Genomic DNA, 24,423 nt, shown 5'->3' on the forward strand with positions numbered 1-24,423 from the left:
CAGAGACACCTTGTTAGGAATAGCAAGGTGTCTCTTTGGAGTGTTAGAAGTTCTTTTTCTTAGATTTAATTTGTTGTAAAAAAAGCGGATACATAGTAAAATAGAAAAATGATGAAAATAAGACGAATAAATAATGAATTAGAGATAAATCAGGAAGAAGATACGGTCTTGGTCTTGGGCTATTTTGACGGCCTGCATAAGGGACATCAGACACTTTTTAAGGAAGCTAGGAAAATAGCGGATGAGCAAGGACTGAAGATTGCGGTACTGACCTTTCCTGAGTCACCAAAATTAGCTTTTGTCCGTTATCAGCCAGAGTTGATGTTGCATTTAAATCATCCAGAGGAACGAGCTGCTCACTTAGAAAATTTGGGTGTGGACTACCTTTACTTGATTGACTTTACTAGTCATTTTTCTAAAAATACAGCCCGAGAATTTTTTGATAAGTACGTTTCTGCGCTTAAAGCAAAGGCAGTTGTGGCAGGTTTTGATTACCATTTTGGATCTGACAAGAGAAAGGCAGAGGAGCTTGCAGACTATTTCGATGGTCGGATTGTCATCGTCTCATCGGTCAATCAAGATGAGGAAAAAATCTCTTCTACTCGGATTAGAGAGACCATTCAAAATGGTGATGTTGCCAAGGCGCATCAGCTATTAGGCTATCCTCTCTCTACTCGTGGCATTGTGGTTCATGGCAATGCTAGAGGGCGTACCATTGGCTATCCAACGGCCAATCTAGCACCATTGGATCGCGTGATTTTGCCAGCAGATGGTGTCTATGTGGTAGATGTTGAGCACAATGGCAAGATTTTTCGTGGCATGGCTAGCGTTGGCAAAAATGTGACCTTTGAAGGAGATGAGCTTCGTTTTGAAGCCAATCTATTTGACTTTGCGGAGGAAATCTATGGCGATACGATTCGGATTATCTGGCTGGATAAGATTCGTGACATGGTCAAATTTGATGGTATTGAAGAACTGGTTGCTCAATTAAAGAGTGATGAAGAAGTGGCAAGAAATTGGGAATGTTCGGAATAAATGTCAGTTTTTAATATTTTTCTTAGTATTTCGAGCCGATTCTCAAAAATATCTAGTCAAGAGAGATAAAATTTAGTATAATAGAGTTAGTTACTATATAAAAATAAGAAGAGAACAGCATGATTACATTATTTTTATCGCCTAGCTGCACTTCCTGTCGCAAGGCGCGTGCTTGGTTGATTGGTCATGAAGTTCCATTTACGGAGCATAATATCATGACGAGCCCTCTGTCTGCTCCAGAATTGCAACACATTCTTTCATTGACAGAAAACGGCACTGATGACATCATCTCAACCCGCTCAAAAATTTTTCAAAAACTAGATTTAGATGTAGAGGATTTATCGATTTCAACGCTCATTAAGCTGATTGAGGAAAATCCTAGTCTTTTGCGTCGCCCAATTATCCTCGATGGTAAACGAATGCAAATCGGTTTCAATGAAGATGAAATCCGTGCTTTCTTGCCTAGAGGCTATCGGAAAGAAGAACTAAGAGCCGCAACTATGCGTGCTGATATTTAAATTATGGAAAAAAATTATAGTTACCCACTAGACTTATCGTGGAGCACTGAAGAGCTTGCTTCAGTGCTTTCTTTTTTTAATGATGTAGAGCAAGCCTATGAACAGAAGATTCAAGCGGAGAAACTGCTCCAGTCCTATGCAGTTTTCAAGAAAGTTGTTCCCAGCAAGGGAGAAGAGAAGCGACTCGGCCGTGAGTTTGAGACGGTCAGTGGCTATTCTCTTTATCGTGCTGTTCAGGAGGCGAAAAGGAAAGGGAAAGGAATGATTTCTCTTGGAAAATAAATTTCATTTTGCGAAAGAAATAGTGTATCAGGCAGGTGCTTTTTTGAGAGACCATCTCTATGGTGATTTGGATGTCGTGCAAAAAAGTAGTCCGACTGACTTGGTGACTCAAATGGACAGTTTCATCCAGGATGACTTGGTTGGGAAAATTTTAGCTCAGTATCCTGACGACGCGATTTTGGCTGAGGAAAATGACCTGCGACACGACATCGCGGATGGTAATGTCTGGGTGATTGATCCTATTGATGGCACCAATAATTTCATTACCCAGCGGGCTGATTTTGCTATTATGTTAGCTTATTTTGAAAATGGGCAGGGCAAGTTCGGCTTGATTTACGATGTGACAAGGGACCAGCTTTTTCATGGAGGTGGGGCTTTTGATGTTTACTGCAATGACAGAAAGTTGTCTGCTTTTATCGATAAGCCCTTGCAGCAATATCTTATGGCTTCAAATGCTAGTATGCTGGAGCATAATCACTGGGGACTAGCTGACTTATCTCGTGCCTGCTTAGGCGTGCGTGTCTATGGCAGTGCTGGGATTAGTTTTGGCAAGGCTCTGTCTGGTGGTTTGGCAGCCTATTTCTCTTATAATTGGCCTTGGGACTATGCGGCGGCCTATGTGATGGCTGACAAATTGGGTTTTGTCATTCAGACTTTAGATGGCGGCCAGCCGAATTTTCAGACTCAGGAGCCGATTATGATTGCACCAAAGTGTAAATTGGGCGAATTACAAAAGTATTTACGAAAGGGAAAAGGCTAGTATGGACTTTCCAGTAGGTTTTAAGGAAAAGTATGAGGAGCTCTTGGGTCAGGAAGCAGAGGTTTTTTTTGCGACTTTTGATCAAGATCCGATTTCAGCTTTTCGCAGCAATCCCTTAAAAGAGAATCAGAAAAATTTTGCAGATGCGATTCCAAATACAGACTGGGGTTATTACGGAAAAGTGTCTGGGAAGTCGGTGGAACATGTCACGGGGCTGGTTTATTCTCAGGAGCCGGCAGCACAAATGGTTGCCCAGGTTGCAGCACCGGAAAAGGGCATGAAAGTTTTGGACTTAGCGGCTGCACCAGGTGGAAAATCTACTCATTTACTCTCTTATCTGGGAAATACAGGCTTGCTGGTTTCTAACGAAATCAATGCCAAACGCAGTAAAATTTTGGTGGAAAACATTGAGCGTTTTGGAGCGCGAAATGTCCTTGTCACCAACGAATCTGCGGATCGATTAGCTAAGGTTTATCAGGGCTATTTTGACCTCATTGTTCTGGATGCTCCTTGCTCTGGCGAAGGAATGTTTCGCAAGCAGCCAGATGCTACCCAGTATTGGAGTCCGGAATATCCTGCCCAGTGTGCGCGTCTCCAGCGAGAAATTCTAGAGGACGCTGTCAAGATGTTGGCAACAGGTGGTCAGTTAGTTTATTCAACTTGCACTTGGGCGCCCGAAGAAAATGAAGAAATTGTCGCTTGGCTTTTGGAGAATTTTCCTTTGGACTTGCTTGAAATACCAAAAGTCAATGGCATGGTTGCGGGGATTAATTTCCCAGAAACAGCTCGGATGTATCCCAACCATTTCAAAGGAGAAGGGCAATTTGTAGCGAAATTTCGCTTTACAGGAAGTCAGTCTGCTAAAAAAATCAAGGCAGTCAAAAATAAATTGACAGTTGAGCAGAGAAAACTCTGGCAAGATTTCCAGAAAAAGCATTTAAACATTGAGCTAGAAGGACATTTAGACACTTTTGGGGACAATCTTTATCTGTTACCAGCTGGACTACCAGACATGTCCAAGCTGAAAATTGCTCGTAACGGCCTATATCTAGGGCAATTTAAGAAAAATCGCTTTGAACCGAGCTTTGCCTTAGGTTTGGCCTTGAGACCTAGTGAAGTCGTCTCAGTCCTTGAGATTGATGATGAGGCCTTTAGCAAATACGTAGCAGGCGAGACGGTTCAACTCTCTCAAAACTATCCAAATGGCTGGTATCAAGTGCTTGCCCAAAGCAACGGTCTGGGGTTTGCAAAAATTACTGGAAATACCTTGAAAAATTATTTCCCAAAGGGGCTTCGCTTTCGTTCAAAAGACTAGGCAAAGCCCTCTTTCTATGTTATAGTGGATATAGTGGGGTTTTTAGATTCTTACGATAGATAACCCACTATCATTCTCAAGATTTCGAGGAGAAAAATGGTAAAGAAAAAATATAAGCTGATTTTGTCAGCTGTTCTAGTGCTATTTGCAGTTAGCCTCTCTGCCTGTTCCAGCTGGATTGACCGAGGGGAGTCCATGACTGCCGTTGGTTCGACAGCTCTTCAGCCGCTCGTTGAAGCAGCAGCGGATGAGTTTGGTTCAGCCAACATTGGAAAAACGGTCAATGTTCAAGGTGGTGGATCAGGTACGGGCTTGTCTCAGGTTCAGTCTGGTGCGGTTGAAATTGGCAACTCAGATGTCTTTGCTGAGGAAAAAGAAGGGATTAATGCTTCAGCCCTTGTTGACCACAAAGTAGCAGTTGCTGGAATTGCCGTGATTGTCAATAAAGAAGTGTCTGTCGATAATTTAACGGCAGAGCAGCTGCAGAAGATTTTTACCGGTGAAGTGACCAACTGGAAGCAGCTGGGTGGTAAAAATCTAGAGATTTCCATCATCAACCGTGCGGCAAGCTCTGGCTCTCGAGCTACGTTTGACAGTGTCATTATGGCCGGTAAATCAGCCGTTCAAAGTCAGGAGCAGGATTCAAATGGGATGGTTAAGTCCATTGTTTCTCAAACACCGGGAGCCATTTCTTATCTGGCCTTTGCTTACGTGGATGATTCTGTCAAGACTTTGAAGCTCAATGGCTACGAACCAACGGCCAAAAATGTTGCGACCAATGCTTGGCCACTCTGGTCTTATGAGCATATGTATACACTGGGCAAGCCGACTGGTCTTGCAGCAGAGTTTTTGGACTACATGTTGTCAGATGAAGTTCAGGATGGAATCGTCTCAGGAATGGGCTATATTTCCATCAAGGAAATGCAGGTCAGCAAGGACGCTGATGGAAATGTTACGAGTTTAAAAGGAGATAGCAAATGAGAAATGAAGAATTAGCAAAGAAATTACTATCCCCTTCGAAAAACTCTCGTCTGGAAAAATTTGGGAAATATATCACCTTTGCCTGCCTGTCTTTAATCGTCCTGATTGTAGCCATGATTCTAATCTTTGTAGCACAAAAAGGCTTATCAACCTTCTTTGTCAACGGAGTCAATGTGTTTAAATTTTTATTTGGCTCCACTTGGAATCCGTCAGGTAAGGAATTCGGTGCCCTTCCGATGATTTTGGGTTCCTTTATTGTAACGATTTTATCAGCCCTCATCGCAACGCCATTTGCTATTGGGGCAGCAGTCTTTATGACTGAAGTGTCGCCTAAAGGAGCTAGGATTCTCCAGCCTGCAATCGAACTCTTGGTTGGGATTCCGTCTGTTGTGTACGGATTTATCGGCTTGCAGGTCGTTGTTCCCTTTGTTCGGACTGTTTTTGGCGGTACCGGATTTGGGATTCTGTCTGGTATTTTCGTACTTTTTGTCATGATTTTGCCGACAGTAACCTTTATGACGACGGACAGTCTGCGTGCTGTGCCACGTCACTACCGTGAGGCAAGTCTGGCTATGGGTGCAACGCGCTGGCAGACCATTTGGCGGGTAACGCTAAAGGCTGCTCGCTCTGGTATCTTTACAGCTGTGGTCTTTGGAATGGCACGTGCCTTCGGTGAAGCCTTGGCCATTCAAATGGTTGTCGGTAACTCTGCGGTGATTCCAACCTCTTTGACAACACCGGCAGCTACACTGACTTCCGTTTTGACCATGGGAATCGGAAATACCGTTATGGGAACAGTGGACAATAACGTTCTTTGGTCTCTGGCTCTGGTGCTCTTGATGATGAGCTTAGCCTTTAACAGTGTCATTAAACTGATTACAAAAGAAAGAGGTAAGAAAAACTATGCACGCTAAGAAATTAGATAAATTGGCGACTGGTATCCTCTACACGATAGCTGGTATCATTGTTGCCATCCTTGCCTCTCTGATTCTTTATATTCTGGTAAGAGGCTTGCCGCATATTTCTTGGTCTTTCCTGACTGGAAAGTCTTCTTCCTATCAGGCTGGCGGTGGTATTGGGATTCAGCTCTACAATTCCTTCTTCCTGTTGGTGATTACTTTGATTATCTCTGTTCCTCTCTCTATGGGTGCTGGGGTCTATCTGTCAGAGTATGCTAAGAAAGGCCCAGTAACCAACTTTGTCCGTACCTGTATTGAAATCCTGTCCTCGCTGCCATCCGTGGTAGTCGGACTCTTTGGTTATTTGATTTTCGTTGTCCAGTTTGAGTATGGCTTTTCTATCATCTCAGGTGCCTTGGCGCTGACTGTCTTCAATCTGCCTCAGATGACTCGTAATGTCGAGGATAGCTTACGCCACGTTCACCATACACAACGTGAAGCAGGACTGGCTCTGGGAATTTCCCGCTGGGAAACAGTGCTTCATGTGGTCATTCCTGAGGCTCTACCAGGGATTGTGACAGGGATCGTCCTTGCTTCTGGTCGGATTTTCGGTGAAGCAGCTGCCTTGATCTATACTGCGGGACAATCTGCGCCAGCCCTGGATTGGTCTAACTGGAACATTTTCAGCATTACTAGCCCGATTTCGATTTTCCGGCAGGCGGAGACTCTTGCTGTCCATATCTGGAAGGTCAATAGTGAAGGAACCATTCCTGATGGCACTGTGGTGTCAGCAGGATCAGCAGCGGTGCTTCTGATTTTTATCTTGATTTTCAACTTTGGAGCCCGCAAACTCGGTTCTTACTTGCACAAGAAATTAACCTCTGCATAAAGGAGAAGCAATGACAGAATATAATTGGAATGAAAAACATATCATTACTTTTCCTGAAGAAAAGGTAGCCCTTTCGACCAAGGATTTGCATGTTTACTACGGTAAAAAGGAATCCATCAAGGGTATTGATATGCAGTTTGAAAAGAATAAAATCACAGCTCTGATTGGACCGTCTGGCTCAGGGAAATCGACCTATCTCCGTAGTCTCAACCGTATGAATGATACGATTGATATTGCCAAAGTAACAGGGCAAATTCTTTACCAAGGAATAGACGTCAATCGGTCTGATATCAACGTTTACGAGATGCGTAAGCACATCGGCATGGTTTTTCAACGGCCCAATCCATTTGCCAAGTCTATTTATCGCAACATTACCTTTGCCCATGAACGTGCTGGTGTAAAAGATAAAAAGATTTTGGATGAGCTTGTTGAAACTTCGCTCAAGCAAGCCGCGCTTTGGGACCAAGTAAAGGATGATCTTCATAAATCAGCCTTGACCTTGTCAGGCGGCCAGCAGCAACGGCTCTGTATTGCCCGAGCTATTTCGGTCAAGCCAGATATCTTGCTTATGGACGAGCCGGCTTCTGCGCTGGATCCGATTGCGACCATGCAGCTAGAAGAAACCATGTTTGAGCTCAAAAAGGACTATACGATCATCATCGTAACTCACAATATGCAGCAGGCTGCCCGGGCCAGTGACTACACCGGCTTCTTTTATCTGGGAGATTTGATTGAGTACGACAAGACTGCCAATATCTTCCAAAATGCCAAACTGCAGTCGACCAATGACTATGTTTCTGGTCATTTTGGTTAGAGGTGAAGAAACTAAAGGAATGAACTTATGACAGAACCTATTTTGCAAGTCAAGGACTTGTCGGTTTATTATAATAAAAAGAAAGCACTCAATAGTGTCTCCTTGGACTTTATGCCTAATGAAATCACTGCCTTGATTGGACCGTCCGGTTCAGGGAAATCTACCTTGCTTAAGGCTATCAACCGCATGGGAGATTTGAATCCTGAAGTCACTACGACAGGCACAGTCATCTATAACGGCCACAATATCTACAGCCCTCGGACAGATACGGTGGAGTTGCGCAAAGAGATTGGCATGGTTTTCCAGCAGCCTAATCCCTTCCCAATGACCATTTATGAAAATGTTGTCTATGGACTGCGCATCAACGGTGTCAAGGATAAACAGGTTTTAGATGAAGCGGTAGAGCGATCCTTGATTGGGGCTTCTATCTGGGATGAAGTGAAAGACCGTTTACATGATTCCGCTATTGGTCTCTCTGGTGGTCAACAGCAGCGGATTTGTGTAGCACGCGTTTTGGCTACCAGTCCGAAAATTATCCTCTTGGATGAGCCAACGTCAGCGCTAGATCCAATCTCTGCGGGTAAAATTGAGGAAACTCTCTATGGACTTAAGGACACCTATACCATGCTCTTGGTGACGCGCTCCATGCAGCAGGCTTCTCGGCTTTCGGATAAAACAGGCTTCTTCTTAGGTGGTGATTTGATGGAGTTTAATGATACTAAGGAGATGTTCCTCAACCCACAAAATAAGGAAACAGAAGATTATATTACAGGAAAATTTGGATAAGGAGTTGAATGATGTTACGATCACAATTTGAAGAAGATTTGGAGAAATTGCACAATCAGTTCTATGCAATGGGACAAGAAGTGCTCTCACAAATCAACCGCACGGTGCGTGCTTTTGTCACGCATGACCGTGACTTGGCAAAGGAAGTCATCGAAGATGATGCAGAAGTAAATGAATATGAAGTGAAATTGGAAAAGAAATCATTTGAAATGATTGCCCTCCAACAACCTGTTTCTCAAGACCTTCGCACTGTCTTGACTGTTCTCAAGGCTGTTTCAGACTTAGAGCGTATGGGAGACCATGCGGTATCCATTGCAAAAGCAGCTATTCGTATGAAGGGCGAGCAGCGTATTCCAGCTGTCGAGGAAGAAATTAAAAAGATGGGTCGCGATGTGAAAAATTTCGTTGAAGCTGCCCTTGATCTCTACCTGAATGGTTCTGTAGATCAAGCCTATGAAGTAGCAGCCATGGATGAAAAAATCAACCATTATTTTGATAGCATTCGTGATCTGGCTACGGAAGAAATCAAGAAAAATCCTGAAGCCATCGTTACAGGCCGTGATTATTTCCAGGTTATTTCTTTCTTGGAACGTATCGGCGATTATGCCAAAAACATCTGCGAATGGGTCGTTTACTTTGAAACGGGTAAAATTATTGAATTATAATATATGTTAAAGAGACAGGCTAAGCTTGTCTTTTTTGTTTTGAGGAGAAGAAAAGCTAATGACAGGATGGCTTTAAAATGATTACTTTATGTTTGAAGTCAAAAATCAATTTTGGGTCAGTTGGAATGAGTATAAAGTCACTAAATATGGTAGAATAGTAAGAGATGAATTTTGAATGGAGGTTGGTTTAATACCAGCCCCTTCAATTAGATGAGGAGAAAAACATGCAAGCAGTTGCACATTTTATTGATACTTTTGTTCCAGAGCACTATGATCTCTTTTTGGATTTAAATCGTGCGGATAAGACTTTCTCAGGGAAAGTTACCATTACCGGTGAAGCTAAAGCTGAGAAAATTTCCTTGCACCAAAAGGATTTGACGATTGAGGCCGTAGAAGTAGATGGACAAGCTCGTCCCTTCACTCTTGATAATGACAATGAAGCTCTTTATGTTGAGTTGGAAGCAGCAGGCCCTGTGGAAGTAACCTTGACCTATACAGGTAAGATTACAGATAATATGACAGGGATTTACCCATCTTACTATACAGTAGATGGAGTGAAAAAAGAGATCATTTCTACGCAGTTTGAGAGCCATTTTGCTCGTGAAGCCTTTCCTAGCGTGGATGAGCCAGAAGCTAAGGCAACTTTTGATCTGGCCTTGAAATTTGACCAAGCAGAAGGTGAACTTGCCTTGTCTAACATGCCTGAAATCGACGTTGAAAACCGGAAAGCGACTAGCATTTGGAAGTTTGAAAGAACACCTCGCATGTCTTCCTATCTTTTGGCCTTTGCTGCTGGTGATATGCAAGGTATTACTGCTAAAACTAAAAACGGTACTTTGGTTGGTGTTTATGCAACTAAGGCTCACCCAGCTAGCAACTTAGAATTTGCTTTGGACATTGCGGTTCGCTCTATTGAATTTTACGAAGAATATTACGGTGTCAACTATCCGATTCCTCAGTCACTGCATGTTGCCTTGCCAGACTTTTCATCTGGTGCTATGGAAAACTGGGGTCTGGTGACCTATCGCGAAATTTACCTCTTGGTAGATGAAAATTCTACTGTATCCAGCCGTCAAGATGTGGCACTTGTTATCGCTCATGAGTTGGCTCACCAATGGTTTGGTAACTTGGTCACTATGAAGTGGTGGGATGACCTTTGGCTCAATGAAAGCTTTGCCAACATGATGGAATATGTCTGTGTCAATGCGATTGAACCAAGCTGGAATATCTTTGAGAATTTCCAAACCACAGGTGTTCCTTTGGCACTTAAGCGGGATGCGACAGACGGAGTTCAGTCTGTCCATGTGGAAGTGAAGCACCCCGACGAAATCAATACTTTATTTGATCCGGCTATCGTTTACGCCAAGGGAAGCCGCCTTATGCACATGCTTCGTCGTTGGTTGGGTGATGAGGCCTTTGCTAAAGGATTGAACGCTTACTTTGCTAAACACCAGTATGGAAATACTATCGGTCGTGACCTTTGGAATGCCTTAGGAGCTGCTTCTGGTCGTGATGTAGCAGCCTTTATGGATTCTTGGCTGGAACAACCAGGCTACCCTGTTTTGACAGCTACAGTAGAAAACGATACGCTCAAACTCTCTCAAAAACAATTCTTTATCGGAGAGTACGAAGATAAGAAACGCACTTGGGTCTTGCCTTTAAATAGCAACTGGAAAGGTTTACCAGATACGCTGGAGACAGAGACGCTGGAAATTCCAAATTATTCTGCCTTGGCTGCTCAAAACCAAGGCGCTTTGCGCTTCAATACGGAAAATACGGCCCACTATATCACGGACTATCAAGGTGTCTTGCTTGAGCAGATTTTAGATACCATTACAGACTTGGATAGCACCAGCAAGCTTCAAGTAGTGCAAGAGCGTCGTCTCTTGGCTGAAGCAGGCAGCATTTCATTTGCCGATTTGGTTCCAGTTATTGAAAAACTAACAGAAGAAACCTCTTATTTGGTTGTTTCAGGAGTTAAAGCCGTTTTGAATGGTCTTAAGCTGTTTGTGGACGAAGGAAGCGAGTGCGAGAAAGCTTATCATGAATTGGTGGTTAAGCTCAGCAAATTCAACTTTGATCGTCTAGGCTTTGAAGCAAAAGAAGGCGAAAATGATGAAGATGAGCTGGTTCGTCAGATTGTCGTAGGTGGTCTGATTGAAGCTGATGATCAAGCAGCAAGTCAAGAAGCAAGGCGTATTTTTGCTGCTCATCAAAAGAACTTGGAGAAATTGCCTGCGGCCATTCGCTTGCATATTCTCATCAATCAAATCAAGCATGATGAGAGCAAAGAATTGGCTGACCAATACTTGAATGATTATGTTTCAACAGTTGATGGTAGCTTTAAACGCCAATTGGCATCTGCTTTGGCTTATACTAAGGATGCGGAAACGCTTGCTCGTATCTTGGAATCTTTGAAGAACAAAGATATTGTAAAACCACAAGATTTAGCTATGAGTTGGTATTTCCCTCTCTTAAATCATCAGTTCACTCAAGCTACTGCTTGGACTTGGGCGCGTGAGAATTGGGATTGGATTAAGGCGGCTCTGGGTGGCGACATGAGCTTTGATAAATTTGTTATTTATCCAGCTAATGCCTTCAAAACAGTAGAAAGGCTAGCAGAATACAAGGCCTTCTTTGAGCCACAGTTGGACGATATGGCTATCAGCCGTAACATCAGCATGGGAATTAAGGAAATCGCAGCGCGTGTTGACTTGATTGCCCGTGAAAAAGCAGCGGTTGAGAATGCAATCAAGGCATCAGTTTAGCCTAATGAAAAGATCAGATTATAATATCTGGTCTTTTTTGTCGTTTAGAATCCCATAGTTTCAGTCTTCTTTAAGAAAAAATTCAGTCCCGTTTAAGCAAGCCACCCTATAATAATCCTAGCGTGTGAAGGGATGTGGGCTTGTGTATTCAAGCATTATATTACTTCATCATGTTAAAATCCATGAAAATATAAAATGTAGAAAGAGGAAAACTTTAAAATGGATATGGAAAAAATGATTGTAGTTAAAAAGAGTACCAAATGGTGGATGACAGCAGTAGCTAGTGCATCCTTAGCTGTCGGAGCAATTGGTGGCTATGGAATTGGTGCCTTGACACAGAAAAGCTCGCAACAGAACTCAGTGCAAGCCACTATGCCTCAGCAAAACAATCAAGATGGTAAGATGCCAGGGCAAGGCGGACAAGCCCCTCAAGGTCAGGGACAGGGAAATGAAAAAGGCATGCCACCGCAGATGGGTGGACAAAACGGTCAAGGCGGTCCCGGAGGTGGAGGTCAGCCACCACAAGGAAATGGCCATCCAGGAGGACCACAAGAAGGAAATCAATCAAAAAAGAAGCCATCAAACGCTGACGGCACAACAAAAGATGATAAGAACAGTGAAATAGTCGAAAATAACTCGAAAACAACAAATTCTTAAAGCATTTTCGATAAGTCATGATATAATAGAAAAAGATAGGTTAAGATAGCATGAGAAGTGTCTACCATGTCTCTATTTAAACTAAAGAACATAAGCTTTTTCTAAAAAGGGAGGAACAGGATGATTAAGATTCTATTAGTGGAGGATGACCTCGGTCTGTCAAACTCAGTATTTGATTTTTTAGATGATTTTGCAGATGTTATGCAGGTCTTTGATGGCGAAGAAGGCTTATACGAGGCAGAAAGTGGCGTGTATGACCTGATTTTGCTAGACTTGATGCTTCCTGAAAAGGATGGCTTCCAAGTGCTCAAAGAATTGCGTGAAAAAGGGGTAACCACTCCTGTCCTCATCATGACTGCCAAGGAAAGTATCGATGATAAAGGCCATGGTTTTGAACTCGGTGCTGATGATTACCTGACTAAGCCTTTTTATCTAGAAGAGCTTAAAATGCGGATTCAGGCCTTGCTCAAACGCTCTGGTAAGTTTAATGAAAATACCCTATCCTATGGTGATGTGACAGTCAATCTTTCGACCAATTCGACCTTGGTAGATGGAAAAGAAGTTGAGCTATTGGGGAAAGAGTTTGATCTGTTGGTCTACTTCCTTCAGAATCAAAATGTCATTTTGCCCAAGACTCAGATCTTCGATCGTTTGTGGGGCTTTGACAGCGATACGACCATTTCTGTGGTGGAAGTCTATGTATCTAAGATTCGGAAAAAATTGAAAGGAACGGCTTTTGCGAATAATCTTCAAACCCTTCGCAGTGTCGGTTACATTTTAAAGAATGCTGAATAAACTCAAAAAAGCCTTATATGCGGATGATTTTTCTTATTTCATTCGCTATTTTGGTGTATTCACCCTGATTTTCTCGGCCATGACGCTCATTATTATCCAAGTCATGCGCTCTAGCCTTTACACGACCGTTGATGATAATCTCAAAAGTCTCAGTCAAAATCCCGCCTGGGTAGCCAATCTAGCCTATCGGACGACGGGGCGGCAATACCAAGAGCCAGAGAACAAGGATTCAGAGCACAGAGATTCAGAGTCTGTCCAAGCTCATGATATCAAGATTGAGGAACCGGGTAGGGTAAATGTTAGCGCCAATACCTCAGCTATTCTTTTGAATGATGATTATCAGAATGTATCGGCAAAAAATAGCTTTTTAAACTTTGATGCGATTAAATTTAACAAACGATTTCTTAATCAAATCAAGCAAATTCAGCTGACCAATAGCTACGGACAGGTCGAGAGTTATCGGGCCTATATGTTTGACATTGATCCAGATGATGAAATTGAAAATGTCAAATACGCGGTTGTCATGACCAGTATCAGCCAGCTGGAGCAGACTAGCGAAAAGCATGAAAAGCTGATTGCGATTGTCATGATTAGCTTCTGGGGTATTTCCTTGATTGCCAGTATCTATCTAGCGCGGATGAGTGTCAAGCCTCTCTTGGACAGCATGCAAAAGCAGAAGTCCTTTGTCGAAAATGCTAGCCACGAATTGCGGACGCCTCTAGCTGTGCTGCAAAATCGCTTGGAATCTCTCTTCCGTAAGCCTGAAGCTACGATTATGGAGTCTAGTGGGAGTATCGCGTCTAGTTTAGAGGAAGTACGAAATATGCGTCTATTGACGACCAACTTACTCAATCTAGCAAGGCGAGATGACGGCATCAAGCCAGAATACGGTGAAGTCACGCCAGACTTCTTCACGACAGCTTTTTCTAACTATGCTATTATTGCGGAGGAAAGCGACAAGATCTTTGATTTTAAAAATCTGGTTTCAAAATCAATCACGACAGACAAGGTCTTGCTTAAGCAGGTTATGACCATCCTTTTTGATAATGCCATCAAATACACAGAGGAAGATGGAGAGATCTACTTTGTAGCCTCCGCCAATGATCGGAGCTTGACCTTGCGTATTTCTGACAATGGTCCAGGAATTGCGGGCGATGATAAGAAAAAGGTTTTCGATCGTTTTTATCGGGTGGATAAGGCACGGACTCGGCAAAAGGGTGGTTTTGGATTAGGTCTATCCTTGGCAAAACAAATTGTAGACGCCTTAAAAGGAACCATCACAGTCAAAGACAACAAACCGCGTGGAACCATTTTTGAAATCAAAGTTCCTCTTAGGTCAGATATTAGAAAACGAATCAGCAAAAGCTGAAAAATTTTTCATATTATTTCAAATTTGACTGCTTTTGCGGTATAATAAAAGAAAGAAATGAGAGAGGTACAACTATGACATCAAAAATGTTGCATACTTGTTTACGAGTGGAAAATTTAGAGGCTTCGATTGCCTTTTATGAAGATGCGTTTGGTTTTAAGGAATTGCGTCGCAAGGACTTTCCAGAGCATGCTTTTACCATTGTTTATCTTGGTTTGGATGGCGATGATTATGAGCTCGAACTGACCTATAATTATGACCACGGACCTTATGTAATCGGTGATGGCTTTGCTCATATTGCTCTTAGCACGCCTGATTTGGAAGGCTTGCACGCTGAGCACAAGGATAAAGGCTATGAAGTGACAGATCCAAAGGGTCTGCCTGGGAACCCACCAAATTATTACTTCGTTAAAGACCCTGATGGCTACAAGGTCGAAGTGATTCGAGAAAATAGTCTTTAAAAATAATTAAACTTGTATTTTAGCACTTGTAAGATACAAGTTTTTTAACATTAGAATCATTTTATGACAATAGCTTAGGGGATAATAAATGAAAAGACAACATAAAAGGAAGCGTAGACGAAAATACAGACTGGTTCTCAGTCTTCTGAATCTGCTTCTTTTAGGACTTCTTATTTTTGGCGGACTACGAATCTATGAAATGTTTCAGGAGCAGGAATTCCAGAAAAAGATTACAGAAGTGATTGCCAAGGAAGAGCAAAGACATGCTGACAATGCCGAAAAGCAGGCTGGTAGGATTGGCAGCCATTATGTGGCAGCTTTTTATCCTCTTATGAATGGGCAGCCGCTTCAAAGTGTCAAAGATAAAATGTTGCAGAACAGTCAGAGCATTTCTGATGACAAAAAGCAGAAGGAAAACTTGACGGCTTTGACCTTTTTCTATACAGAGGAGAAGTCTACTAGTCTGGCCAATATCAAAGAAGTGATCATCCAGAGAAAAGATTACAGCATCTCAAAAAGAGACATCAAGTCTGAGGAGGCAAGAGAAGTAGCCTCGACTTATATCAATCAAGAAGGTGCAGCGGTCACTTTGGACAAGTTGTTTCAAAATCCAGAAGCTGCCAAAGAAATTTTTCTGAAGGAGTTGACCAGTCAGCTAACCTTTAGGCAGGTGGAGGAAAGTCAGCAAACAGCAGCCTTAAATGCTCTCCGAGAAATAGAGTTGAGCCAGTGGAACTTTCATTACGAGGATAGTTTATTTTCCATTCGTCTGCCCAAAGAAATCACCGGTGTGTCGAGCGTGACAGTGCCTCTGTCTAGTTTTTATGACCTAATCCGTCCGGAATATTTGCAGGGGGCTGATTTGGAAGCTTACCAGCAGTATGAAACCAAGCGGCATGAGAAAATGGTTGCCCTGACCTTTGATGACGGTCCCGACAGTAAAACGACTCCTCAGGCCTTGGAAATTCTGAAACGCTACAATGCTAAAGCGACCTTCTTTATGGTGGGACAAAACGTTGCGGCCAATCCAGAACTGGCTAAACGTGTCCTTGATGAAGGCCATCAGCTTGGCATCCATACTTGGAGCCATCCAGATTTGACCAAGCTGCCTGTAAATCAAGTCAAAAAAGAAATCCTAGATACTCAGGAAGCCATTTATAAGGCGACTGGTATTCGGCCTATGATTACAAGACCGCCTTATGGAGCCATCAACCCTACGGTTCAAAATGCTGTCGATCAGTCCTTTATCATGTGGAGCGTGGACAGTCTCGATTGGAAAACACGCAATACAAAGGCTATTATGCAGGAGATCGTGAAAACCCAACCGGGATCTATTATTCTCATGCACGATATCCATCAGACGACCATTGATGCCCTGCCAAGCGTTCTTGACTATCTGAAGAATAGCGGCTATACTCTGGTGACAGTTGATGAACTATTAGAAAATCAACTTCAACCACATCAGATTTATTACAGCAGAAATTAAAAAAAGCATTGGAAATTTAATATTTCCAATGCTTTTTGATTTGCTACCATCAAATAAAAATATTGATGACCGTAATTCTTGCTTAAGGACACACATACAGTTCTTGTTTTTTCAAGATGATTTCTCGAACAGAGGCATATTTTTTGAGAGCTTTTAATTCTTCTGGGTGGCTGATGAAGGTGATGACATAGCCTTCCTTGCCCATGCGACCTGTTCGGCCAGAACGGTGGGTGTAGGTTTCCAAATCGCGCGGCACTTCGTAGTTGACCACGCACTCTAGAGAATCAATATCAATGCCACGTGCAACTATGTCAGTCGCCAGCAAGAGTGTGATATCGTAATCTTTAAATTTCTCAAGAATGACCTTGCGGAATTTTACATTGACATCGCTGGCTAGAGAGACCACACTAGCTCCTCGGTACTGAAGCTTTTCTTCGGCGCTGCCCAAATCTGACAAGTTGTTGAAAAAAACTAGTCCACGAAATTCTTCTACATTGGATAGTTTGCGCAAGAGTTCAACCTTATCACGTTTCTCCACCTGCATATAGAAGTGCTGGATATTGTCCAAAGTCTGGTCGTCAATGCTGATGCGCAGAGTATTTTCGGCAATCTTATCTTGATCGAACTTAGCAGTAGCACTCATGTAAATCAGCTGGTGGTCCCGCGGTGCATAATGCAAAATCTTATCAACAAACGCATACTGGGAATCACTGAGAAGCTGGTCAAATTCATCTAGGATAATAGTATCAACATTCATCATCTTGATTTTCTTGAGCTTAATGAGCTCAAGAATCCGACCAGGTGTACCAATCAGTATCTCAGGCCCTTTCTTGAGCCGCTCAATCTGCCTTTTCTGGCTATTACCAGAGAGGAGGAGTTGACTGCTCAAGTCCAAGGGCTCCGCCCAAGATTTACAAACATCAAAAATCTGTCCCGCCAGCTCTGTATTTGGAGCTAAAATCAAAAGCTGCTGCGCTTTTTTAGGCTTCAATCTCAATAAGCTAGGAAAGAGATAGGCCAATGTCTTGCCCGTACCGGTTGGACTGATGCCTAGCACCGTTTCTCCCTGAGAAATAGGCTGGAATATTTTTTCTTGGATGGCAGTTAGTTCAGAAAAACCGAGCTGATTTAGCTGTTTCTGCCAGACTGTTGGAAATGTTTCTTTAATCATGGTCAACCTCAAATCTAATACCAGCATCTTTTCTCATAGCAAACAGACACTCATGCACAGCAGTAGCAGCCTGCAGGTAGTCGCTATAAAGCTCTTTCCGGTCGCCTTTAAGCACACGAGCAAAAGCATGAGCCTCTTCCAGCATTTGGTGGTCTGCTTGGCGGATAGTTAGATTTTCCGTCTCTCCATTGAGCTTTTGGAAAATGGCAGAGCGGATGAACTCGATACCATCTAAGGTCAGAGTGCCTTGGTCCGTATAGATTTCAGCTGGCAGCTGGCTATGAATATTTTTTCCAGCTTGAATACGAACCTGAAAATCAGGATAAATCAGACTGCCTGAACCGTTGAGGTCAACGCTATTTGGCAGTTGTTGAGCTGTATAGCAGACGCTTTGTGGAGCACCAAAGAGTCGGACAGCAGCATAAAGCGTATAAACTCCCAAATCCATCAGAGCACCGCCTGAAAATTTAGCAGAAAAAACATTGGGCTCCTGTCCACTCAGCAGGGCTCCCATCTTTGAGGAGTATTTAGCATAAGTAAAATTGGCTCCCCAGATTTTCTTGTCTTTTAGGAAGTCCTGAATGACTGCAAAAGCTGCTTCGTGGTAGTTTCTAGCTGCCTCAAAGATATAAACCTGATGTTCAGTTGCCAGCTTGACCAATTCTTGCCATTCTTCAGGCCTTGATACAGCCGGCTTTTCAACAATGACATGTTTTCGAGCCAAAATGGCTACCTTGGCATGGTTGAAGTGGAGGCTATTGGGACTGGCGATGTAAACCACATCTAGGTCGGCAGATAAGAATTCAATCATATCGGTGTAGAGTGCGACGTTTTTATAAGCTTGTGCAAAACACTCCGCGGCATTCAAGGTTCGCGAGTAAACAGCTGTAAACTCATACTCACCACTTAGTTGAGCTGCTTTGATAAACTTGTGGGAAATGGTTCCTGTACCGATGATACCGAGTCGTAACATACTTTCTCCTTTAAAATGATTTTCCTGAATTTTTCTTGATTCACCCTTTCATTATATCATGAATTGAGGTAAAATAGATAAGATAACAAGTAATGGAGAAAACAATGCAAAACAGACCTATTATTATCGGTGTTACAGGTGGCTCTGGTGGGGGAAAAACCAGTGTTTCTCGGGCGATTCTAGATAATTTTCCAAACGAAAAGATTTCCATGATTGAGCATGATTCTTATTACAAGGATCAGTCGCATTTGACCTTTGAGGAGCGGGTTAAGACCAACTATGACCATCCTTTTGCTTTTGATACTGACCTCATGATTGAGCAGATCAAGGAGCTTTTGGCTGGCCGTCCAGTAGACATCCCGACCTATGACTATACGGAGCACACGCGCAGTAATAAAACCTATCGTCAAGAACCGCAGGATGTCTTCATTGTAGAGGGTATTCTGGTCTTGGAAGACCAACGCCTCCGCGATTTGATGGACATCAAGATTTTCGTCGACACTGATGATGATGTGCGGATTATTCGTCGGATTAAGCGGGACATGGAGGAGCGTGGACGCAGTTTGGATAGCGTCATCGAGCAGTATCTGGGTGTCGTAAAGCCTATGTACCATCAGTTTATCGAGCCGACCAAGCGCTATGCGGATGTTATCATTCCAGAGGGCGCTTCTAATAAAGTTGCGATTGATTTGATTACCACCAAGATTGAAAAGATTTTGGAGGAAGCTAGAGAAGGATAGAAAGGAAGTCTGGTGTTACACTGGACTTTTTGGGTAAATTATGAGAAAGTTCGTCAAAAGGGAATTCCATTCTCGATCAAAGTTTTTTGCTTGTTTGCTGACCTTCTGCGCAGGTTTCGTGGATGCTTACACTTTCATGGAGCGCGGGGGTACATTGGTTGCGGGCCAGACAGGAAACGTCGTCTTTTTGTCCGTTGAACTGATTCATCACAAGACTGGAGAGATTGAAGTCAAACTAGCTACCATGCTAGCCTTTATGCTGGGGATTTTTCTAATAACTGTTTTCCGTCCCTTTTTTGAGCAGTCTATATGGCGAGTAAGTAGTATCTCACCAATGGTGCTCATCTGTACTCTGGTAGGTTTTATGCCAAGTACCGTTCCAAATATGCTGATCGTTCCTCCGATTGCTTTCTGTATGGGAGTCGTTGCGACAGCTTTTGGCGAAGTAGATGGCATAGTCTATAATAATTCCTTTATGACAGGAAATATCAAGAAAACGATGGTGGCTTTTGGAAATTTTGTGCGAACGCAGGAAAAACCATACTTGAAAGAGGGCATTTTCTTTGTTGCTTTGTTAGGAAGTTTTGTCATCGGAGCCATTATTTCTACCTACCTGCTCCAATTTTACGCCTTACGAACCATTTGGATCGTTGCAGGAATTCTATTTGCTTTCATGATGTTCCGCTTGGTTCAGTATGTACGAAGATAAAGACGAAGCTGCTAAGGAATGAAGAAGCCTTAGTTGTAAATTATTAAAAAAGAAGAGAAATGAGAAAAATAATTTTTATTGGACAGAGCGGCAATGAGGCTGTTTACTATAACACGCGAACAAAAGAGGCCTTAATGGCAAACAAAAGTGCCCTCTTAAATACAGAAGGGGCAAGAAGGTCGAATAGAGCCATTATTCCTTTGATTTTGCTTTTTGCATTATTTGGTGGAGGTACTGGAGTTGCGATTTTTTCTTTTACTAGTCCATTTAGATTAAACGAGAGGATGATTCCAATCATTTTACTAGCCATATTTTTAGTTTTTGTTGGCAGTACTTATATGTTGGAAAAGGCCTTGTATAAAAATGTTCGATCCACAGTTTTGGCAAACGAGGAACAATTTAAAGCTGCAGTGAATAGCAGTTTAATTTGGGAAGGATTTTCCGACAAGAAAGCAACATTAGGTAAAATTTTCTTTTTCTTGTTTATTATCTTGGTTCTTCTGTTTTGTTCAGGAATTGTAAGTCTATTTGGAATACCAGGAATGCTTATTCCTTATTATGAACATGAGTGGTTTGATCTTTCATTATTATTTTCACCAGTGGCAGGGGTGCTTCCAGCTGTGGTTGTGATTTCTCTTTTCCAAAACAACCCCATCCGCTGGTTGTTAGCCGTGCGGAAGTATGAACAAGGGGAAGTGGTGTTTAAACAGAAAGCAGAGGAGATAAATGAAATCCATTCTCTTTTGAAGGATAAAATGTAGAAGATAAGGAAAATCTCGAACAGGTTTGATTTAAACAAGGTTTGTTTCTTATGCTTATCACGAGGAGGTTAATATGCGAGCGCATCATGTAAATTTTCGTTATATTTTATTGGAGGATGGTGAGGAATACTTTCTATTGGATAAGCTACCGACATTAGGCGGTTATTTTTTCCCTTATCTGAATTGGTTTAGCAATCGAACACTTTACCGATTGACAGAAGCGCAGTTTTGGGAAATCCGAATGCGTAAAAAACATTGGTTGGAGACCCTTCTAATTCCAGCACCGATATTTTTAGCTGTTTCAGTATGGGCAGGGCGGATGCGAACTAGTGACAGCTTACATGCATACCTTAATTCACCTCGCTTTTCATTTACTGAAAGATGGATTTATTGGTTTCTTGCTTTTATACTAGCAGTAATACTTGCAAATCTTATCCATTTTTTATCATCTCGGTCTTTAGCAAAAAAATTTGATTTTAGTCTTTACAAAAAAGAGAAGGGAAAAATAAGATTAGCTAAATTGGCTCCTTGGATGAAAAAGCAGTTTAAGGGCGTTCTGATTCTTAACTTCCTAATCCTTTTGTTTAGCTTTTTCATTTTAAATTGGGGGACTTTAGTCTTTCTGATGTTTCATAGTCTTATATTACTAATGTCTACGCTGTTAGCAGGTGATCTAAGCTATAGTGAGAACTGTCAGTATACAATAGAAAGAGATGAGAAAGATAGTGCCATAAAATAAAGGTATTTACTTTCTAGTTGTTAGCTGCAGTGCTAGTAAAAATAAAATTCTGAATAAGTAAAATATTCAATAATACGGGAGACCAAAGTGACTACATTTAAAAAATTGTTATTTCTTGGAAATTTTCAAGAATAAGATATTTTCTATCATTTTGAATCAGGGAAACTCTATTCTTACTCTTATAAACCAGATAAGGTATGGGACATTAAATGGGCAGTTTTAGCTTCTGGACTGGTGCTAACCAACTTACTATCTTCCATCGGTTTTCTTACTTTCTCAAATTCTTTTGTAAAATATGGTTTGCTTATAAGCATGATATTCACCATTGTTCTTTTAGCAGAATGGGCTCTGAAACTCAAACATGATCAAGAATTGATAAGTTTTAACCCTAGTAATTATTTTGGTTGGTCTGACTTTATTAAGAAGTGCAAGAATAACTTGTTGTTCCTCTCATTGACAGGTATCGTTTTCTCTGTAATGACATTTCAATTTTTATTGACCTATCTTCAAGAAGCAAACTTGTATAACTATATCCTATTTAGTCTTTTTTTCCCAGTTTCCTATTTTTTAACATTTAAGGTTCGACCAATCAAAAGATTTTTGATGTTAAAGAAATTATCCGAGGAGATATCTAATACTTAAGTTATTACCAATAGGTAATGTTGTCCAGCTTAATAAAGAGAAAGTAAAAATCACTATTCTCTTTATGATAATAAAGATGAAATTGCTATTAGACTAGTCTGGTAGGAAATTGGAAAAGTTTAGTATAGGTGATAATGTATTAAAAAATGATTATCACGATTTATAATCGCCAGCAATTATTTGAATCAAATATATAATGGAATAAGCTGATTACCAAGGAGAATATTGTTGAAAAATAAAGCAAAGTTGGTTAATTTAGGTGCTTATAAGGATAAGTGTTACCATTTTGATTTTGAAAATAAAACATTATTAGAAGAGGTGAAACCTCCTAATTATTGGTCTTATATTTTAGTTCCGATAACTGTTTACGTTTTAAGATTTCTGATGACTGGTATTGAAAAAACTGGTATATTTGAAAGTGAAATACTCGGAAACCATAGGGAAAGAGTAAATAGGTTATACTAAACCAGACAGAATTTAATAAGTTTTTTTACTCAAAAAAACGTTATAGGCCTTTTCGATTCAAAGTTGAATTATCAGAGGCGCTGTAACTCTTGGAGGACTTTAATGAGTAAAATTGTGAGTAGAGGAGGATGCGAATTGAGAAAAAAGCCATCGATTGTTATCTATAAAAGATCAGCACTAGGATTGCTTAGTTTATTTAGTTTAATGGTGGTGACCAGTTTTTTTAATATCTTTCTAGAAGAAAATCGGTCAGCAAATCTTTTCTATTTCTTAGTATCAGTTTCTTTATTGCTCACAGTAGGTTGGATGGCCTTTGCTTTCATGGGAAAAATTCAGCTTGATGGTCAATACTTGCTTGTTTTCCGAAATTTTAAATACTATCGCTTTCCTCTTTCTTCGGTTACATTTTACTTCGGCAAGAATAGACACGCTTATCGTGGGAATTATGAATGGCCTTTATTTATTGTAGGGGAAGCGTTGACCCCAAATGGCAGCGGTCAAAAAGTAACACTGAAGTTGATTGGAAGTAAGCGGAAGAACTGTCAATTCCAGCAATTTATTCAAGAACATCTTGAAGGGAAAATACCACATCTGCCTAAGGAAGATTCGTGGAAACTGGACGCTTTTGGTCAGTTGGAGGTCATTGAAGATGAGCTGCATGAAGAACCAAAGTTAGCATTGGTAGTTACTAGGAAGTTGTCTGATTTTATCGAATTTGGAGCAGATCAAGGAAATATAAAAAAAACTGTGTTTTATGATATTAAGAGAAATGAGCTTTTTGTAGGGAAAAGTGTGCCTTTTCCAATGATTTTTCTACCAGGTGCTGGTTTTTCTTATGGCCTACATGTGTTAACTGAAAATCTGACTGTACGAGGTTTGTTCCCTTTACTTTTTTCCTTCATTTTCATGCTTTTACTGGCTCTTTACCAGTTTAAAAATAGAAGGGAGAAATCAGTAGTTGAAGTAGTGCCTTATGAGATGCCCAGAGACTATTTTGCCATCCAAAAATCCAACGGTCTTAAAACCTATGCTCTCATTTTACTCTTTGCCTTGATTTCAGCTGTTTTTTCGTGGTTATATCTTCTATTTGGCAGTTTCCTACTTTTATTTTTGACGATTGTGACATGGTATTGTTTCTTGCTCTTGCTCCTGTCTGGGCAATTTAAAAAAACTAAATATTTAAAAGTATTAGAAAAAGAAAAGTAATATAGAAATCAAAGATGGAAAAGTTGATTTGGAAAGCATGGGGATCAGAAATGGTACAAGGCTGGCAGATTTGCCGCGTATGATTCCCTTCTAAAGGATAAGAATGACTGGTTAGCTAAAGTTTAACTTTATAATCAATATAATACTATAAGAAGAAGCTGGCCTGCTTCTTTTTCTTTCTCGCATTTATAGTAATAAGACCACAAAATAATCCAGTATATTAAAAATTTTCAGAAAATATCGAATTATCTGTTGACAGCTGAATGATACTGTGCTAAAATACTAATCAATAACATTTCAAAAGGAGTCAGTCAAACATGAAGTCAACTCAATTTTCAAACTTTGCTTTGTTGTTGCGTTACTCGGGCTAGTGCGAAAGCATTAGTCCTGTTTGGCTTACCAAGCGGGAGTAAATCAACATCTCGCTTGGCTTCCAGCGAGATGTTTTTATTTTATTCTTCACAAAATCTTTGCTAGGATATACTGAGAAAAGCGAACTAAAAGTTCATTTCATAGTTGTATCTCTCATTGATTTTT

General features: G+C 41.3%; 26 protein-coding genes. 23 read left to right on the forward strand and 3 right to left on the reverse strand.

All coding sequences use genetic code 11. The features are described 5' to 3' along the window. Positions 1-111 precede the first annotated feature (111 nt). The 17 genes from RWS39_RS01360 to RWS39_RS01440 all read left to right on the forward strand — a co-directional run bounded on the left by RWS39_RS01360 (position 112) and on the right by RWS39_RS01440 (position 16,480). Complete coding sequence (locus tag RWS39_RS01360) at positions 112-1,035, forward strand: bifunctional riboflavin kinase/FAD synthetase (RefSeq protein ID WP_314479728.1); 924 nt, start codon at positions 112-114, stop codon at positions 1,033-1,035. A 119-nt stretch (positions 1,036-1,154) separates the two neighbouring features. Beyond that, entirely contained in the window at positions 1,155-1,553 is a 399-nt protein-coding gene (locus RWS39_RS01365) for a Spx/MgsR family RNA polymerase-binding regulatory protein (RefSeq protein WP_005590248.1), read from the forward strand. Positions 1,554-1,556: 3 nt separating this feature from the next. Next, positions 1,557-1,835 carry a UPF0223 family protein gene (locus tag RWS39_RS01370; protein ID WP_005590249.1) on the forward strand — a complete coding sequence of 93 codons (279 nt, stop codon included), beginning with the start codon at positions 1,557-1,559 and terminating at the stop codon, positions 1,833-1,835. After that, positions 1,825-2,595, forward strand: coding sequence for an inositol monophosphatase family protein (locus RWS39_RS01375; protein WP_314479642.1), 771 nt, complete (start codon positions 1,825-1,827; stop codon positions 2,593-2,595). Before RWS39_RS01370 ends, RWS39_RS01375 begins: the two co-directional genes overlap by 11 nt. A gap of 1 nt (position 2,596) precedes the next feature. After that, entirely contained in the window at positions 2,597-3,910 is a 1,314-nt protein-coding gene (locus RWS39_RS01380) for an RsmF rRNA methyltransferase first C-terminal domain-containing protein (RefSeq protein ID WP_314479645.1), read from the forward strand. Positions 3,911-4,006: 96 nt separating this feature from the next. Continuing rightward, positions 4,007-4,891 (forward strand): phosphate ABC transporter substrate-binding protein PstS family protein, encoded by an 885-nt coding sequence (locus RWS39_RS01385; RefSeq protein ID WP_314479647.1) that lies wholly within the window; start codon positions 4,007-4,009, stop codon positions 4,889-4,891. After that, complete coding sequence (pstC, locus tag RWS39_RS01390; protein WP_314479650.1) at positions 4,888-5,805, forward strand: phosphate ABC transporter permease subunit PstC; 918 nt, start codon at positions 4,888-4,890, stop codon at positions 5,803-5,805. Before RWS39_RS01385 ends, pstC begins: the two co-directional genes overlap by 4 nt. Continuing rightward, a complete protein-coding gene (pstA, locus tag RWS39_RS01395) occupies positions 5,795-6,679 on the forward strand; it encodes a phosphate ABC transporter permease PstA (protein WP_045497245.1) in 885 nt (294 codons plus the stop codon). Before pstC ends, pstA begins: the two co-directional genes overlap by 11 nt. Before the next feature lie 10 nt (positions 6,680-6,689). Continuing rightward, on the forward strand, positions 6,690-7,493 hold the full coding sequence (pstB, locus tag RWS39_RS01400; protein ID WP_045497247.1) for a phosphate ABC transporter ATP-binding protein PstB: 804 nt from the start codon (positions 6,690-6,692) through the stop codon (positions 7,491-7,493). A gap of 27 nt (positions 7,494-7,520) precedes the next feature. Further along, positions 7,521-8,279 carry a phosphate ABC transporter ATP-binding protein PstB gene (pstB, locus tag RWS39_RS01405; RefSeq protein WP_045497249.1) on the forward strand — a complete coding sequence of 253 codons (759 nt, stop codon included), beginning with the start codon at positions 7,521-7,523 and terminating at the stop codon, positions 8,277-8,279. An 11-nt stretch (positions 8,280-8,290) separates the two neighbouring features. Further along, positions 8,291-8,944, forward strand: a complete 654-nt coding sequence (gene phoU, locus RWS39_RS01410) for a phosphate signaling complex protein PhoU (protein WP_061422891.1) — start codon at positions 8,291-8,293, stop codon at positions 8,942-8,944. Positions 8,945-9,168: 224 nt separating this feature from the next. Further along, a complete protein-coding gene (locus tag RWS39_RS01415) occupies positions 9,169-11,712 on the forward strand; it encodes a M1 family metallopeptidase (RefSeq protein ID WP_314479659.1) in 2,544 nt (847 codons plus the stop codon). Between the two features lie 219 nt (positions 11,713-11,931). Further along, positions 11,932-12,369 carry a hypothetical protein gene (locus RWS39_RS01420; RefSeq protein WP_314479661.1) on the forward strand — a complete coding sequence of 146 codons (438 nt, stop codon included), beginning with the start codon at positions 11,932-11,934 and terminating at the stop codon, positions 12,367-12,369. Positions 12,370-12,489: 120 nt separating this feature from the next. Next, positions 12,490-13,164 (forward strand): response regulator transcription factor, encoded by a 675-nt coding sequence (locus RWS39_RS01425; protein ID WP_061909067.1) that lies wholly within the window; start codon positions 12,490-12,492, stop codon positions 13,162-13,164. Then, positions 13,154-14,533: a sensor histidine kinase gene (locus RWS39_RS01430; protein WP_314479666.1), complete on the forward strand. Its 1,380-nt coding sequence runs from the start codon at positions 13,154-13,156 to the stop codon at positions 14,531-14,533. The genes RWS39_RS01425 and RWS39_RS01430 overlap by 11 nt, the downstream gene beginning before the upstream one ends. 74 nt (positions 14,534-14,607) lie before the next feature. Then, the gene (gloA, locus tag RWS39_RS01435) at positions 14,608-14,994 is read left to right on the forward strand and encodes a lactoylglutathione lyase (protein WP_314479668.1); all 387 of its coding nucleotides are present in this window, start codon (positions 14,608-14,610) and stop codon (positions 14,992-14,994) included. A gap of 88 nt (positions 14,995-15,082) precedes the next feature. After that, on the forward strand, positions 15,083-16,480 hold the full coding sequence (locus RWS39_RS01440; protein ID WP_314479671.1) for a polysaccharide deacetylase family protein: 1,398 nt from the start codon (positions 15,083-15,085) through the stop codon (positions 16,478-16,480). Between the two features lie 82 nt (positions 16,481-16,562). Here RWS39_RS01440 and RWS39_RS01445 read toward each other — a convergent pair whose 3' ends face one another. Then, entirely contained in the window at positions 16,563-17,651 is a 1,089-nt protein-coding gene (locus RWS39_RS01445; RefSeq protein WP_314479732.1) for a DEAD/DEAH box helicase, read from the reverse strand. Beyond that, positions 17,644-18,624 (reverse strand): Gfo/Idh/MocA family protein, encoded by a 981-nt coding sequence (locus RWS39_RS01450; protein WP_314479674.1) that lies wholly within the window; start codon positions 18,622-18,624, stop codon positions 17,644-17,646. Before RWS39_RS01450 ends, RWS39_RS01445 begins: the two co-directional genes overlap by 8 nt. A gap of 104 nt (positions 18,625-18,728) precedes the next feature. Between RWS39_RS01450 and udk the strand changes: the two genes are divergently transcribed. The 4 genes from udk (at position 18,729) to RWS39_RS01470 (ending at position 21,573) form a co-directional block, all read left to right on the forward strand. Beyond that, complete coding sequence (gene udk, locus RWS39_RS01455) at positions 18,729-19,364, forward strand: uridine kinase (RefSeq protein WP_185758389.1); 636 nt, start codon at positions 18,729-18,731, stop codon at positions 19,362-19,364. Between the two features lie 40 nt (positions 19,365-19,404). Continuing rightward, a complete protein-coding gene (locus tag RWS39_RS01460) occupies positions 19,405-20,073 on the forward strand; it encodes a YoaK family protein (protein WP_005590272.1) in 669 nt (222 codons plus the stop codon). 59 nt (positions 20,074-20,132) lie between these two features. Then, a complete protein-coding gene (locus RWS39_RS01465) occupies positions 20,133-20,834 on the forward strand; it encodes a hypothetical protein (RefSeq protein ID WP_314479678.1) in 702 nt (233 codons plus the stop codon). 73 nt (positions 20,835-20,907) lie between these two features. Continuing rightward, positions 20,908-21,573: a DUF443 domain-containing protein gene (locus tag RWS39_RS01470; protein WP_314479681.1), complete on the forward strand. Its 666-nt coding sequence runs from the start codon at positions 20,908-20,910 to the stop codon at positions 21,571-21,573. A 179-nt stretch (positions 21,574-21,752) separates the two neighbouring features. Here RWS39_RS01470 and RWS39_RS01475 read toward each other — a convergent pair whose 3' ends face one another. Further along, on the reverse strand, positions 21,753-21,899 hold the full coding sequence (locus RWS39_RS01475; RefSeq protein WP_314479684.1) for a hypothetical protein: 147 nt from the start codon (positions 21,897-21,899) through the stop codon (positions 21,753-21,755). Positions 21,900-22,443: 544 nt separating this feature from the next. On the opposite strand from RWS39_RS01475, the gene RWS39_RS01480 reads away from it, so the two are divergent. Continuing rightward, positions 22,444-22,680, forward strand: a complete 237-nt coding sequence (locus tag RWS39_RS01480) for a hypothetical protein (protein ID WP_314479686.1) — start codon at positions 22,444-22,446, stop codon at positions 22,678-22,680. 204 nt (positions 22,681-22,884) lie between these two features. Continuing rightward, on the forward strand, positions 22,885-23,886 hold the full coding sequence (locus tag RWS39_RS01485) for a hypothetical protein (protein ID WP_314479735.1): 1,002 nt from the start codon (positions 22,885-22,887) through the stop codon (positions 23,884-23,886). Positions 23,887-24,423 lie beyond the last annotated feature (537 nt).

Origin of the sequence: Streptococcus cristatus (assembly GCF_963529205.1) — a bacterium.
In the GTDB taxonomy this organism is placed as follows: domain Bacteria; phylum Bacillota; class Bacilli; order Lactobacillales; family Streptococcaceae; genus Streptococcus; species Streptococcus cristatus_O.

Excerpts from the sequence above, each read along its gene's own strand:
- RWS39_RS01360 (WP_314479728.1), top strand. The coding sequence starts at position 112 with ATGAAAATAAGACGAATAAATAATGAATTAGAGATAAATCAGGAAGAA.
- RWS39_RS01365 (WP_005590248.1), top strand. The coding sequence starts at position 1,155 with ATGATTACATTATTTTTATCGCCTAGCTGCACTTCCTGTCGCAAGGCG.
- RWS39_RS01370 (WP_005590249.1), top strand. The coding sequence starts at position 1,557 with ATGGAAAAAAATTATAGTTACCCACTAGACTTATCGTGGAGCACTGAA.
- RWS39_RS01380 (WP_314479645.1), top strand. The coding sequence starts at position 2,597 with ATGGACTTTCCAGTAGGTTTTAAGGAAAAGTATGAGGAGCTCTTGGGT.
- RWS39_RS01385 (WP_314479647.1), top strand. The coding sequence starts at position 4,007 with ATGGTAAAGAAAAAATATAAGCTGATTTTGTCAGCTGTTCTAGTGCTA.
- pstC (WP_314479650.1), top strand. The coding sequence starts at position 4,888 with ATGAGAAATGAAGAATTAGCAAAGAAATTACTATCCCCTTCGAAAAAC.
- pstA (WP_045497245.1), top strand. The coding sequence starts at position 5,795 with ATGCACGCTAAGAAATTAGATAAATTGGCGACTGGTATCCTCTACACG.
- pstB (WP_045497247.1), top strand. The coding sequence starts at position 6,690 with ATGACAGAATATAATTGGAATGAAAAACATATCATTACTTTTCCTGAA.
- pstB (WP_045497249.1), top strand. The coding sequence starts at position 7,521 with ATGACAGAACCTATTTTGCAAGTCAAGGACTTGTCGGTTTATTATAAT.
- phoU (WP_061422891.1), top strand. The coding sequence starts at position 8,291 with ATGTTACGATCACAATTTGAAGAAGATTTGGAGAAATTGCACAATCAG.
- RWS39_RS01415 (WP_314479659.1), top strand. The coding sequence starts at position 9,169 with ATGCAAGCAGTTGCACATTTTATTGATACTTTTGTTCCAGAGCACTAT.
- RWS39_RS01420 (WP_314479661.1), top strand. The coding sequence starts at position 11,932 with ATGGATATGGAAAAAATGATTGTAGTTAAAAAGAGTACCAAATGGTGG.
- RWS39_RS01425 (WP_061909067.1), top strand. The coding sequence starts at position 12,490 with ATGATTAAGATTCTATTAGTGGAGGATGACCTCGGTCTGTCAAACTCA.
- RWS39_RS01430 (WP_314479666.1), top strand. The coding sequence starts at position 13,154 with ATGCTGAATAAACTCAAAAAAGCCTTATATGCGGATGATTTTTCTTAT.
- gloA (WP_314479668.1), top strand. The coding sequence starts at position 14,608 with ATGACATCAAAAATGTTGCATACTTGTTTACGAGTGGAAAATTTAGAG.
- RWS39_RS01440 (WP_314479671.1), top strand. The coding sequence starts at position 15,083 with ATGAAAAGACAACATAAAAGGAAGCGTAGACGAAAATACAGACTGGTT.
- RWS39_RS01445 (WP_314479732.1), bottom strand. The coding sequence starts at position 17,651 with ATGATTAAAGAAACATTTCCAACAGTCTGGCAGAAACAGCTAAATCAG.
- RWS39_RS01450 (WP_314479674.1), bottom strand. The coding sequence starts at position 18,624 with ATGTTACGACTCGGTATCATCGGTACAGGAACCATTTCCCACAAGTTT.
- udk (WP_185758389.1), top strand. The coding sequence starts at position 18,729 with ATGCAAAACAGACCTATTATTATCGGTGTTACAGGTGGCTCTGGTGGG.
- RWS39_RS01460 (WP_005590272.1), top strand. The coding sequence starts at position 19,405 with ATGAGAAAGTTCGTCAAAAGGGAATTCCATTCTCGATCAAAGTTTTTT.
- RWS39_RS01465 (WP_314479678.1), top strand. The coding sequence starts at position 20,133 with ATGAGAAAAATAATTTTTATTGGACAGAGCGGCAATGAGGCTGTTTAC.
- RWS39_RS01470 (WP_314479681.1), top strand. The coding sequence starts at position 20,908 with ATGCGAGCGCATCATGTAAATTTTCGTTATATTTTATTGGAGGATGGT.
- RWS39_RS01475 (WP_314479684.1), bottom strand. The coding sequence starts at position 21,899 with ATGGTGAATATCATGCTTATAAGCAAACCATATTTTACAAAAGAATTT.
- RWS39_RS01485 (WP_314479735.1), top strand. The coding sequence starts at position 22,885 with ATGGTGGTGACCAGTTTTTTTAATATCTTTCTAGAAGAAAATCGGTCA.